General features: G+C 64.5%; 9 protein-coding genes. 2 read left to right on the top strand and 7 right to left on the bottom strand.

The window, feature by feature from the left end; translation table 11 throughout:
- Positions 1 to 81: 81 nt before the first annotated feature.
- The 6 genes from K1X11_RS17385 to K1X11_RS17360 all read right to left on the bottom strand — a co-directional run bounded on the left by K1X11_RS17385 (position 82) and on the right by K1X11_RS17360 (position 6,993).
- Complete coding sequence (locus K1X11_RS17385) at positions 82 to 1,407, bottom strand: vWA domain-containing protein (RefSeq protein WP_221033048.1); 1,326 nt, start codon at positions 1,405 to 1,407, stop codon at positions 82 to 84.
- Positions 1,404 to 1,838, bottom strand: a complete 435-nt coding sequence (locus K1X11_RS17380) for an ExbD/TolR family protein (RefSeq protein ID WP_221033047.1) — start codon at positions 1,836 to 1,838, stop codon at positions 1,404 to 1,406. Before K1X11_RS17380 ends, K1X11_RS17385 begins: the two co-directional genes overlap by 4 nt.
- A gap of 163 nt (positions 1,839 to 2,001) precedes the next feature.
- Positions 2,002 to 2,412 (bottom strand): ExbD/TolR family protein, encoded by a 411-nt coding sequence (locus tag K1X11_RS17375; protein ID WP_225919721.1) that lies wholly within the window; start codon positions 2,410 to 2,412, stop codon positions 2,002 to 2,004.
- Between the two features lie 2 nt (positions 2,413 to 2,414).
- Positions 2,415 to 3,179 carry a MotA/TolQ/ExbB proton channel family protein gene (locus tag K1X11_RS17370; RefSeq protein WP_221033045.1) on the bottom strand — a complete coding sequence of 255 codons (765 nt, stop codon included), beginning with the start codon at positions 3,177 to 3,179 and terminating at the stop codon, positions 2,415 to 2,417.
- Positions 3,176 to 4,225, bottom strand: a complete 1,050-nt coding sequence (locus tag K1X11_RS17365; RefSeq protein ID WP_221033044.1) for a hypothetical protein — start codon at positions 4,223 to 4,225, stop codon at positions 3,176 to 3,178. The genes K1X11_RS17370 and K1X11_RS17365 overlap by 4 nt, the downstream gene beginning before the upstream one ends.
- 2 nt (positions 4,226 to 4,227) lie before the next feature.
- Positions 4,228 to 6,993 (bottom strand): tetratricopeptide repeat protein, encoded by a 2,766-nt coding sequence (locus tag K1X11_RS17360; RefSeq protein WP_221033043.1) that lies wholly within the window; start codon positions 6,991 to 6,993, stop codon positions 4,228 to 4,230.
- A 229-nt stretch (positions 6,994 to 7,222) separates the two neighbouring features.
- On the opposite strand from K1X11_RS17360, the gene K1X11_RS17355 reads away from it, so the two are divergent.
- A complete protein-coding gene (locus K1X11_RS17355; protein WP_221033042.1) occupies positions 7,223 to 8,887 on the top strand; it encodes a rhamnogalacturonidase in 1,665 nt (554 codons plus the stop codon).
- A 3-nt stretch (positions 8,888 to 8,890) separates the two neighbouring features.
- Positions 8,891 to 11,029: a hypothetical protein gene (locus K1X11_RS17350; protein ID WP_221033041.1), complete on the top strand. Its 2,139-nt coding sequence runs from the start codon at positions 8,891 to 8,893 to the stop codon at positions 11,027 to 11,029.
- Positions 11,030 to 11,669: 640 nt separating this feature from the next.
- Here K1X11_RS17350 and K1X11_RS17345 read toward each other — a convergent pair.
- Entirely contained in the window at positions 11,670 to 13,262 is a 1,593-nt protein-coding gene (locus tag K1X11_RS17345) for a DUF4365 domain-containing protein (protein WP_221033040.1), read from the bottom strand.
- Positions 13,263 to 13,418 lie beyond the last annotated feature (156 nt).

Below are 13,418 nucleotides of genomic sequence, written 5' to 3'. Positions count from 1 at the left end.
CGGTGACCCTAGCCAAGATCGCCCGCTGCGCCACCGGTTTTCCCACGAAACCCCGGAAAGTCGCGAAACGCCTCCGCGTCCCTACGGCGTCCCACCCGCCGCAAACGCCCCAATCACCCGACTCGTCCCATCTGGGAACGTCTTCGCCAGCACTTCGATCGTCGCCGTCCCCCGCGCGTTGGGCGAATAACCCACCAGATTTAGACTCGGCAACGCACTGCCGCCACTCTCGTAAAGCGTCGTCGCCCGCCGCCGCACCCAGCGCTGCAAATCATCCAACTCCGCATACTCCGTCGGCCGACTCGGCCGCGACGGACCCGGCCGCGACGGTGCCCCGCGGTTGCCGCCTTCGCGCACGACCGGCGGCAGTCCTTTCGCTTCGCGCTCCGCCTTTTCGCGATCCCGCGCCGCCTGCCAAACCGCCCGTTCCTGCTCGTAAGCCGCCATCTCCCGCTTTCCGCGTTCACTTGCCTCATAACGCGCCCGCGCCTCCTCGTAACCCTCCACCCGGCGCCGCCACGTTTGATCCTCGGCCTCCTTGCGTGCCAAGCGGATCGAGGGCGTGCCATCGGTAATCATAAAAATCAAATCCGCCCGCTGCTCCAACGCCGCCGCCAACGCCAAATCCATGCGCGAGGTTCCGCCCGCGCCCTCCCAGTCCACCAGTTCCGGTTCGTAGTTCTTCCGAAACGTTCCCCGCTCTTTGATCTTCCCGTCCACCAGCCGCCAATACGGCGCGATCCAGTCGGCCACCTGCGAGGTATTGTCCCGCGTGGCCACCACCATGCGCGGCGCGTAGAGGTCCACCCCTCGCTCAAACACCACGATGTTAAAAAACGTGCCCGGCGAGAGCCCCTCCACCATCGCCACGAGTTCCGCCTTCACTCGCTCATAACCCGGCAAATCACCGCGCTCCGGCTCCACCATCGAAGCCCCGGCATCCACGATAAAACAGACGCGTTCGCCCTGCTTCTTGATGCCAAAAAAGTCCACTGCCGACACCCCGATGGCCAGCGAACCGCCCCCTCCACCGATCCGCCCCAAACCACGGCCGCGTCCCGCTCCCGCCCCCACCACCACCGGCGTGCCGCCCAGCGCCGACGTGCCAAACGCGCCTCCCGGACTGTCGAATGACTCCAGCGATTGCTCCAACAGGCTGTCCATCGCCCCTGCAGTCTGCCCGGGCGGCCGCGCGCTCTGCTGCTGCAACTGCTGCATCGCCACCCGGTATTCCACATTCGCCTGCGCCATGCGTCGCGCCGGCGGCGGTGACTCAAAGGTCGCTTCCGGCGGCTCCGTGTAACGGTAGATCTTCAGCCCCGCAAAGATCGCGCCCGCTATCACGTGCACCGCCACACTGATCGCGATGACCCAAAACAAGGTGCTCCGTTTGGCGCGCTGCTTCATTCCAAGTTGAAGGATACGAGTTCGATCTTCGCCACCGCACAGGCGTTGAGCACATCAATGATCCGCTGATGCCGGGCTTCGTCCTCCGGCTGCACCACGATAAACGCCGGCACCTGCGCGTCATCCGCCGCCTGTCGGAACCGCGCCAAGGTGCGCGTAAGCATCGGCAGATCGGGACTCAGCGCGTCATCCACCTCCAACCCATTCAAGAGCACGCGTCCATCCGCCAGAATATCGAGCACCTGCTCCTCCGGCATATCGAGCGGCTCGTCCTGCTCCACCCGACTCGGCAACGACATGCTGATGTCCGCCTCTTCCTTCACAAACGCCGCCGTCACCATGAAGTAGATCAACAGCAGGAAGACGATATCCAGCATCGAGTCCAAAGAGAACCCCTCCTCCTCCGCAAACATGTCCCGACTGGTTTTCATCCAACCACTCCTCCCCACTGCAGAGGTCGCCCACGGAACACACGGAACGGCAGAGAATCGGTTCCGTGTAATCCGTGTGTTCCGTGGGCCAAACCCATCAGGCTGACGGCTTTCGTGTATTTAGTGTGTTTCGTGGTCACCCCCTTCATCGCGTCAGCCTCCCTCATCCCCCGCCCTCCGATTGAAACGACGAGAAGATGATGTCGCTGATCCCCGCATCGCGGCAGACCTTCATCACCTGCTTCACCAAACCGTAGCTGTTGGAACGTTCGGCCCGAATCACGATCTTCGCATCAGCGTCGTCCGTCAGCCAACTGCGAACGTCGCTCGCGAGTTCGTCCAAGCTCACCGCCCGCGAGCCCGCCCACACCTGGCCGTCGACCGTAATGGAAATCATCATACGGCCCTGCTGGTTCTCCGCGATCGCCGCGTTCACCGCCAGCGGCAGTTCCACTTCGACTTTCTCCCGTGTGACGTAAGTCGCCACGATCATGAAGAACGCGATGAGCTGGAACACGATGTCCATCATCGGCGTCATGTCGAAGCGCGCGTCATCCGCGCCCTGCATCCCCATCTTCACGCACCGCCTCCTTTGGTCCGCATCGCATGCGTAAGCGTGTGATGCAAATCACCGCAAATCCGCGCCAGCCGCGAGGTCAGCCGCGCGTAGCGACTCTTGAAAAAGAAGAAGGCAAACATCGCCGGAATTCCCACCACCAAACCCACCGCCGTCGTGATGAGCGCCTCCGAAATATTGTCCGCCAACAACTCCGGTTTGCCCATGCCGCCGAGCGCGATATTGCGGAACGCTTTGATCATACCGGACACCGTGCCGAGCATGCCGACCATCGGCGCCAGCGTCGCCAAAATCGACAGGTAGCTGATCACGCCAAAAGGCCCCGCGATCTCTTCCACCGCAGCCTCCTCCATCGCCTTCTCCACCGCTTCGACGTCATACGCCCCCGCCTTCACCCGCGCCAATCCCGCGGCCGTGATGTTGGCCACCAGGCACGGTTCCTCCTCACACATGGTGCGCGCCGAAGCCACGTCACCCCGCCCCAAGGTCTCCGCCAACTGCGCAGTCACATCAGGCCGCAGCAGCGCCTTCTCTCGAATCGCCATCGCGTTGAAAACGATGAGCCCAAACGCCGCCATCGAGAACAAGGCCAGCGGATACATCGCCCAACCGCCCTGCGCCCACAACTGCCCCAGACTCACGTCGCCCGCACCGTCCGCCGCACTCGCCGCCGCCGTGTCCTGCGCGTGCAACAACGCCGGCACCAGTCCGGCCAGCAACAGCCAGCGCGTGATCGTCATCCACTCGATTCGTTGAGTTTTCATAAAATTTGCTCCCCCGCGCTCGCTTCCGCCGTCCATCGCGAATCCGGATGCTGCCGTTGCAGATCCCCGGTGATGCGCGCCGCCACGGCCTCGTCTCCATTTTCCCGATACGCCAACGCCAACGCCGCGACCAGCTCGATCCGCCACTCGCTCGTGCTGCCCGCCGCCACCAATGCCGTGGCCAATTCATCCAACGCCGCCCGCGTCTCCCCCGCCGCCAAATTCAACCGCCCCCGCAACAACCGATACAAAGCCCCGTCATCCTCCGCCGCCGGCGGTGCCTCCATCACCTCCAACAAAGCCCGCGCTCCCAGATCGCTGCCCCGGTGCCAATCCAGATAGGCCAACAACAGATCAAGCGTGCGCCGCTCCGCCCCTTCCGTGCCGCGCCGCAGCTTCTCATAAAGCACCGCCGCCTCCTCCCATTGACCCCCGCGCCGCAGATCCGTCGCCATCGCCAAGGCATTGCGCCGACTCTCCGCGGACTCCGCCGTCGGCGCCGCCACCCACCACACCTCCAGCAGCAAACGCAGCTCGTCCCAACGCTGCGCCCTCTGTAACCCCCGCGCCAGCTCCGCGCTCTCCCGCGCCAACTCCGTGCCCGCGTGCTCCGGCTCGATCGCGAGCATCATCGCCAACGCATCCGCCCACGCCTCCTCCCGCACCAGCGAACGCAAATACAGTCGCACCGCCGCCCCCGCGTTCGACTCCGGCACCGGCGTATACGGCACCAGCGCCGGCACAAATCGGCGCAACAACAGCGCCGCCTCGCCATGCCGCCCCGCCAGCGCCAGCCGTCGCGCCCGCTCGTAATCCCGCGGCAGCTCAAAACGCAACCCCTTCGCCTCCTCCCGCGGCACCAAAGCCTCTCCTTCCGGCTGCCCCTCCGGCACCAACCGCACCCGGCCCGCCGCGTCTACCCCCAACACCTGCATCCATTGCCCCTCGCCATCGCCCTCTCCGCCGCCCCAACGCGCCCGCAATGGTTCCGCCGTCAACGTGGCGCCCACCACGATCCCCAGCCAAAGCACTTTCGGTAACCACATTTTCATGACGCCCCCAACGCCTCCAGCCGCTCGCGTGCCGCCGCCGCCGCTTTGGTGTCGGCCAGTCGATTTTGTTGCACCAACTCCCGATACGTCGCCACTGCCTCATCACCACGACCGAGCCGCTCCAACGCCAATCCACTGGTGAGGTAGGCCTCCGCCGCCCACTCGGCCACGCCGCCGTAGAGCACGTAAACCCGCTGGCAAAACCCAAACGCCTTTTCGTAGTCGCCCGCCTCGAAGTGCGTGAGCCCGATCTTAAAGTTCGCCTCCGCCCACGCCGCCCCACGCCACTCCCGCACCTTCAACACCTCGCGATACGCCGCGATCGCATTGGCCGTCGCGCCCCGTTCCCGCTGCAGATCGCCCTCGCGCAACCGCGCCACCCGCGCCTCCGGGGCCGTCGGAAACGTCGCCGCCACGTGCTGCCACGCCGCGATCGCCGGCAACACTTCCCCCGCCTGCTCGCGCAGTTCTGCCAGCCGCGCCCACGCCTCCGGCGCAAACGGCGCAAAAGGCGACAACTCCACTGCCCGCTCCAGGGCCGTCCGCGCCAGCGCTGGGTCCGCCTCCGCCAGTCGCCGCGCCGCCGCCACCAGCACCGCTCCACTCGCCTGCTCCAAATTCTCCGCCGTCACCTCCAGCAACCCGTCTCCCGCCACCTCCGGCAACGCCCGCAGGGCCGTCGCCAGACGTAGCACCAAGGTCGTTTCCGCCTGCGCGGTCGCGATGCGTAGAGCATCCTTAAACACGCCCTCCGGCGAGCCGCCCCGCACCGCCCGGTAGTGCTCCGGATACTCCGCCAGCATCAGGTCCGGCCCCGTATCCCGCGGATCATCGCCGAAGCGCAGGATCGACTCGATCCACAGGTCGAGCATCGCATCCGTGCGCCCCAGCGCCACCTGCGCGCGCCCCAGTTCATAGATCGCATCCCCCGCCCGCCCGTCCTCACCCCAGCGCCGCAGATAACTTTCAAACCACTCCGCCATCTCCGCCCATCGCCCGGACCCCGCCAGCAGTTTGCCGCCCTGAAACACCGCATGGTCGATGTAACCTTGATTCGGCGGCGAAAGCATCCCACCCGCATCCCGCGCCGCCGCATAGGCATTGAGCGCCGCGTCCACCCGCCCTTCCGCCGCCGCCAGATCGCCCAGCAGTGCCTGCGCCTCACAAACCAGTCGACTGTCCGGATAGTCCTGCAGGAAACCATCCAGCTTCAGCCGCGCCTTCTTGTAGTCGAGCAGGCCAAACCAACACACCCCGATGCGAAAGTGCGCGTCCTCCGCATATCCGCCGTTGGGAAAATCGGCCACGATGCGCTCAAAATACGCCCGCGCCGGTCGGTAGCGCCCTTCCAGCACATCGGCCATGCCCAGCCAGTAGGCCAGACCATCGCTGAATCCATATTCCGGATACGCCGCCAACATCGGCTCCAGCCGCTCCCGCAACCCCGCCAAATCACCGCGCTCCAGCAAGGTCGATCCCACCAGGTAAATCAGCTTCGGCGCTTCCTGCAGGCGCGGATCCAGTCGCACCCGCGCCATGAACGCTTCGGTGAGTTCTTGCACCGCCAACTCGTCCTCCGCTCGCAGCGCCGTCTGTAGCAGTTCGTAACCCACATCGCCGATGAAACGCTCATACGCCGCCTCGCGCAGGTAACGTCGCGCCGTGCGTCGCACCCGATCGTCGAACCCCGCCGCCGCCGCGGTCTTCACCTGACCATAAACCGCCTCCTCCACAAACCCATCCGCCGTCGCCGACTCCTCCAGCCGCACGAACGCCCAATACGCTTCAAATACCCGCTCCTCCGCGAGGTAGCAGCGCGCCACCCGAAAATCCAACGCCTGCGTATAGTCGCTCACCGGCTTCGCCGCATCGCTCGTCTCCCCATCAAACGCCTCTCCTAGCTGCCCCAACCGTTGCGCCGCTTCGCGCAGTTCCCCCTCCACCTCCAGCGCACGATCCGCCAGCCAAGCCACCCCGACGACCCGCGCCTGCTCCGCCTCCAGCCGCGCCCGCTGCTCCGTCCAGAAGCGCCGCAGCTCCGCCGGTCGCAGGACCAGTTCGTAGAAGAACAATGCCTCGCCGTGGCGCCCGGCCTGATAGAGTTCATCGCCGCCGCGCATGAGCGCGAGGTTCAGCGCGAGGTCGTGCCGCGTGCGCCCTGCCCCGCCGGTGAGCTCCGGCAACAGCTCCAGCGCCGCCGCAAAATCGTTGGCCGCGATCGCCGCCTGCAGCCGATACGACGCGGCCTTGGCGCCCTTCTCGCGCGCCGCCCCCGCATCGAGCAGCTGCGCCGCCGCGCCTTGCAGGGCCGCGAACACCTCGGCCCCCGCCTCCCAGTCTTTCTCCGCATATACACAGTCCGCGTAGTGCTCCCAATACAGCGCTCGCTCCGCCACGCCCAGATCTCCCGGCGACCATCGCCGCCCCAGTTCTTCATACAGCGCCCGCGCATCGGCCAGCCGCCCTTGGTAGTAGTAGGTGTCCCCCCGATACAGTTGCGCCGTCACCGCCTGTGGCGATTCCGGATACGTTGCAATAAACTCCGCCAGCGTGTCCGCCGCCCCCGGCAGGTTCGCCATCTGCAGCTGCCCCAACCCGAGAAAATACAAAACCTGCTCCCGCGACCGCACCGCCGCCGCATCGCTCGACTCGCGCAACCGCCGATTTAACTCGCGCAAAAACGGCACCGCTTCGCCCCACGCACCGCGTTCGATTTGCACCTGCGCCTCCTCCTGCAGCGCTTGCGTGCCCAACTGTGCCACCGGCTGGGCTCCAGCGACAGTTACCCCCAACAATCCTACCAAAAATCGAAGCCTGATCGGGAGGGCCCACACGGGCTCAGACGCAAGGCCCGCGTCCCCCCTCCGGCAATCGCAAACCGGTCCGCCCCGACAAATGTCGCCCTATTGTTTAACTGCTATCGACCTCGTTGATACCCGGATCGACCGGTCAGGCTTTCTTCTTATCCGAACACCCCTTTAGTGTCCCACCATGCCCCTACCCCGACCGCTGCTCCGTCTGCTCGCGTGCCTGCTCGCTCTCGCCACTTCGGCCAGTCTATCCGCCACCATCGGCACTTTTTCCGTGCGCGACTACGGCGCCACCGGCGACGGCACCACGCTCGACTCGCCTGCCATCAACGCCGCCATCGAAGCCGCCGCGGCCGCAGGCGGCGGCACGGTCGTGCTGCCCGCCGGCGACTACCTGAGTTACACCATCCGCCTGCGCAGTCACATCACCCTGCACCTCGGCCCGGGTGCCACCCTCCTCGCAGCCGATCCCCCCGCCCCCGGCGAACCCGGCGGCTACGACGCGCCCGAGCCCAACGAGTGGAACGAGTATCAGGATTTTGGACACAGCCACTGGCGCAACAGCCTCATCTACGGCGAGGACCTGACCGACGTCTCCATCACCGGCCCTGGCCTCATCTACGGTCGCGGCCTCTCCCGCGGGAACGGCCGCATATCCCTCCCCGTCAACGCCACTCCACCACCCACCGACGACGGCGAACTGCCCGACGTGCTTAAGGCCGACGGTCCCTTCGACTACCCGCCCCGCCCCGACCTCACGCCGGGTCCCTTCAACTACCCCAACGCTCGCGACGCCCTGCCCGCCGGCGTCGGCAACAAAGCCATCGCGCTCAAAAACTGCACCAACGTCACCCTGCGCGACTTTCGCATGCTGCACGGCGGCCACTTCGCCATCCTCGCCACCGGCGTCGACAACCTCACCATCGACAACCTCACCATCGATACCAACCGCGACGGCATGGACATCGATGCCTGCTCCAACGTCCGCATCAGCAACACCGCGGTCAACGCCCCGTGGGACGACGCCATCTGCCTCAAATCCTCCCACGGCCTCGGCTACGCCCGCGTCTGCGAGAACGTCACCATCACCAACTGCTTCGTCTCCGGCTACGACGAGGGCACCCTCCTCGACGGCACCCGCACCCGCACCACCCAGCGCTTTGGCGGCGTGATGGGCCGCATCAAATTTGGCACCGAAGCCGGCGGCGGCTTCCGCAACATCACCATCGACAACTGCGTCTTCGACTACTCCCGCGGCCTCGCCCTCGAGCAGGTCGATGGCGGTGTGCTCGAAGACGTGAGTATCAGCAATATCACCATGCGCGACGTTCAGAACGCGCCCATCTTCATCCGCCTCGGCGCCCGCCTCCGCAGTCCCGTCGCCGCCGGCCCGGGCACCGTGCGTCGCATCAACATCAGCAACATCGTCGCCTCCAACGTCGCCCCCGATCACGGCATCCTCATCGCCGGCCTGCCCGACCACCCCATCGAAGACGTGACCCTCTCCAACCTGCGTTTCCACTACGCCGGCGGCGGCACCGCCGAGCAGGCGAACCGCGAAGTCCCCGGCTACGAGCGCGCCTACCCCGACCCCGATGTTTTTGGCACCATGCCATCCTGGGGGATGTTCGCCCGCCACGTCGCCAACCTGCGCCTGCACGACATCGAGCTGCGCACCGACACCCCCGACGCCCGTCCGGCCATTCACCTGGAAGGCGCCAATGGTGCGAGCTTCCGCGATGTCTCCCTTCAACCCGCCGAGGGTGAGCCCACCTGGGTGCTGCGCGACGTCGAGGATCTGCAAACGCTGCGCACCAGCGGTAAACCGGACAACTTCACTCGCTGAGCCATGCGCCACCTCCTCGTTTTCGTCGCCCTCGCCTCGAGTCTCGCGGCCTCGCCCCCCATCGACCGCCATGCCCTCGTAGCCCGGAACAATCCCGTGGTCACCACCGTCGATCCCTGGGCCCCGCTCACCGTCGGCAATGGCGGCTTCGCCTTCACCGTCGACGTCACCGGTCTGCAGACCTTCGGCGATCACTACTACGCCAACGGCATTCCCCTCGAAACCCTCGCCCGCTGGTGCTGGGTGACCGAAGCCAACCCGGAGAACTACACCGTCGCCGACGCCAACCGCGATTACGTGCAACCCGACGGCACGACCTTGGCCTTGCCGAGCAACTCCGACGAAGCCGCCGGTCAATGGCTGCGCCGCAACCCGCGCCTCCATCCGCTCGGCCAGCTCGCGCTCGATTGGCGCAAACCCGACGGATCGCCCTTCACCCCGGCTGACATCGTCGATCCCCACCAAACCCTCGACCAATGGACCGGCGTCATCACCAGCCACTTTACTCTCGGTGCTGAGCCTGTCTCGGTGCGCACCAGCTGCGCTCCCGATTCCGACACCATCGCCATCGAACTCGAGTCACCGCTGGTCGCGCGCGGCGAACTCCGCCTCCGCCTGCGCTTCCCCCGCGGACACGATCCGTCCGTTAAAAACACCCCTGCCTTCGATTGGAGCCAACCCGAGTCTCACCGCTCCGAGCTGCGCGACACACACACCATCGCCCGCGAGGTGCTCGGCACCACCTACACCGTCACCACCAGCCTCCCCATCACGCCCGACGCCGCAGCCCCGCACACGTTCGCCTTCGAACCCAACGAAGGCACCACCACGCTCGCTCTCAGTCTGCGCTACAGCGAGTCCGTGCCCACCAACCGGATACCGGAACCCGCTGCTGTTCGCGCTGCGAGCGCTGCCCATTGGGAGCAGTTCTGGACCCGCGGCGCCGCGGTCGACCTGACCGGCAGCACCAATCCGCTCGCGCCCAAACTCGAGCGCCGCATCGTGCAGTCCCAATATCTCACGGCCGTGCAAAGCGTCGGCGAGGTGCCGCCGCAGGAGAGTGGCCTCACCTGCAACACGTGGTATGGGAAGCACCACACTGAGATGATCTGGTGGCACACCGCGCACTTCGTGCTTTGGGGCCGCCCCGATCTCGCCGCCACCAATCTCGATTGGTTTGTGCGCCGCTTGCCCGAAGCCCGCACCCTCGCCGCCAGTCGCAATCTCGCCGGCGCCCGCTGGGCCAAGATGGTCGGCCCAGACATGCGCGAAAGCCCCGGCGGCAACCCGCTCATCGTCTGGAACCAGCCCCACCCCATCTACCTAGCCGAGTTGCTCCGCCGCCACGACCCGGCCGCCGCCCACGCGACACACTACTTCGATCTCGTGCAGGACACCGCCGCCTGCCTCGCCACCATGCTGCAATGGGACGAAACCCGCGGCACCTACGTGCTCGGCCCACCGTTGTGGATCGCGCAGGAAATCCACGACCAAGCCACCAGCCAAAACCCGTCCTTCGAACTCGCTTACTGGCGTTGGGCGCTCGAAACCGCGCAAACCTGGCGCGAACGTGCCGGCTTGGAGCGCAACGCCGACTGGGACCACCGCCTCGCCCACCTGCCGCCCCTCGCCACCGACGACGGCAAATACGTCGCCCTCGAATCCCACCCCGACACTTGGACCAACCTCAACAGCCGGCACGACCACCCGCAAATGCTCATGCCCCTCGGCTTCCTCCCCGGTGGCCCCGACGTCGATCGCGCCACCATGGACCGCACGCTCGACGCCGTGTTGGCCGACTGGGATTGGGAAACCAAAATCTGGGGCTGGGACTACCCCATGATCGCCATGACCGCGACGCGGCTGAATCGCCCGCAGGATGCCATTGAAGTCCTGCTACGCGACGGCCCCAACAACCGCTACGCCCCCAACGGTCACTGCCCCCAAGGCAGCGACCGCGCCCGCCAAGGTGCCGCCCCTGGTCGCACCGAAATAGCCGTCTATCTACCGGCCAACGGCTCCTTCCTCTCCGCCGTCGCCCTCATGATCGCCGGCTGGGAAGGCAACGAGACTCCTCATCCGGGCATCCCCAACGACGGCACCTGGACCGTCCGCGCCGAAGGTTTGCAGCCGCTGCCGTGATAGGTGTCGCGTGATCGAACGCTGGCCCCGCCAGCCGAAGCTCCCCGCGGGAGCGAAGGCTGGTGCTCGGGACTGGATTGGTCCCGCCAAAGGCGGGATCTCGCTTCCGCGAGATCGCCCTACGGGCGCCCCATCTCCGCTCCGTGTCGCACCGCGACACTCCGCTCCGTCGAACCATGGTTCATCGTCCAGTCCATATTCCGTAGTCGGACGCTGGCCCCGCCAGCCGAAGCTCCCCGCGGGAGCGAAGGCTGGTGCTCGGGACTGGACTCGAACCAGCACGCCTTACGGCAAGGGCTTCTAAGGTCGTTTAAGTGGTTGGTCTCGAACAGTCTCCGCCTGTCCCTGCCTCTCAAACCACACCGACAGAAAGGCCAAACACGGTCCGGAATCGTCCCGAAAAGGCCTGAATTTCGGGCCCGAGTATAGGACGGAGTATAGGAAAAACCAGCGGAGGCCTGCTCCCTCGTCTACTCCTGAAGGCGAACCCCATTCCACGTTGAATCGGGAGCAGACTGTGCTCAACCGCCGTTGCCAGAAATTCATCCAGCACTCGCTTCGAGGGGGCCACTCCCAAGCGCCCAGGCAACTGCACCAGTTTCAGATCAGCAAAGACAGGAGGCTATGTCTGAAAAATCCACTAACACTCCCCATCGCCTGTGTCACCGGACGTATCGAGCGCTGAAACGTGTCGGAACGTAAAACTTCGTGATTCCGTCGGGAAGACGCGGAGGATTTCGTCACCGTGCGTCTTGTCCATTCGCACGATGCGTCCATGAACGGGTTCTAGTTGCAGGAACCCTGCTTTGGTTTTGTGCGCCAAGATGTCGATTTCCAATGGAATGGCTATCCTTACAAATCCACTGGCCTCGACCTTTCCATCTGAGAAATATTCCTTGGCTTTTTCACTCGGGTCCACGTCGTAATGTTCGACCTCTTGAGTGCCGCTCTTCGCGAGGCGAATGGCTTGCCAAGTCCTACTGATTTGCGAATCGGAAAGAGAATCTAGCCTCGGAACAATCGGATCGATCCCAAAGTATACCGCCGCATCAACCGCCTCCCGCAGCAATCCGAACCACCAAGCGAGTGCTTCAAAAAGCTTTTCTGATTTAAACTTTTTTCCCGGTTTCAATAGCCGGTTCGCACCCATCCATAATTCTAATCGGAGCCCATCGAATTTTTCGGCCGTTTCAGAGAACCGGGCCACCTGATCCAGATGAGTAAGCGACAGGAGGCGGCGCCCCTCCCATGCATCTGGATCAGTTTGCAGGTTGATGGAAACAATCGCCGTCGAACGTCCACTATTCGGGAACTCCAAGCCTACCCGAATGGGCGACGCTTCATCCGCAGTAAAAGCGATCCCAGCGGCGCCTGCTGATAAGAATCCATCCACAGTGAGCTGTTGAGCGGGTTGATTCCCCACGATTAATCGGACACTAGCCGCTCTTCGGTTGCCGTTGAAACCCAACTCGGCCTGATGGGCCTTCTGGGCAATCGTCTCAAACAACGGCGACCCTTCGATCTTGATCTTCTCTGTTGTTAATTTGCAGTGCCGCCCCCAGTCGAGCGACGACTTCGCGGAACGAAGCTGCTCCGGAGCGAGACCCGTGAGCGTCAGCTTAAGACTGACGGGATCACCCGCTTTGGGGCTGATTGCATAGGTGTTGTGATCCTTGGTGGCTGTCAGAGCGACCTGGAAGCGTGGGTCAAGATGGGACCACGCTTGCTCAGCAGCAGCGATCGCCGCCGCCGGGGAACTGGGATGCTGTTCTCTGAGGTAGATATCTGCCTCTTGCACCGCCCGCAGGAAGCTATCGGGCTTCAGTTCTTGCTCCAGAGGAATTCGCACACGAAGGGTGCTCTTCTTTTCCAGTTCCTGTTGAAGTTGATTCTCAAGCACCCATGCCTGCATGAACAGGAAGTACGAACGTCCGCTCGATGTTTCGACGAGTATCAGCATCACAGGTCGTCGCGCCTTCACCCAATACCTGAGGTGTTTCGTCTTGAGCTGTAGACGCGCCATCCCGCCGGAAACATTGATCCTCCTTGTTCCCTTCAACTGCACATAGGCCGTGAGTGCGGAGGGTTCCCCTTCGCATTTGTGCTCGATCTCGTAATCCACATGAACATCGGGAACTCGGTCACGCAAGGTCCACCAGTCCTCGATGCGTTCGCGCAAGATTCTCTTCGCTCGATCGTCAATATCTGACTGCTCCGAAAAGGTCTTCGCCATCGACCCAATCATAGGTTTCCCTACCGAAATGCCAGTCTGATTCGACACCCGCAAAAGCACAATGTTCGGTCAGTGCCGCATGCCGTGGCGGACTCCGAACGATTGGGTGGCGCGGCGGGTTTGCGTGGCTTTGTGGGGCGGTCATGCGCATGGACA

The sequence above is a fragment of the Actomonas aquatica genome (genome assembly GCF_019679435.2).
In the GTDB taxonomy this organism is placed as follows: domain Bacteria; phylum Verrucomicrobiota; class Verrucomicrobiia; order Opitutales; family Opitutaceae; genus Actomonas; species Actomonas aquatica.
Note: the sequence above shows the minus strand (reverse complement) of the source record. Positions and strands in the feature narration are given on the sequence as shown.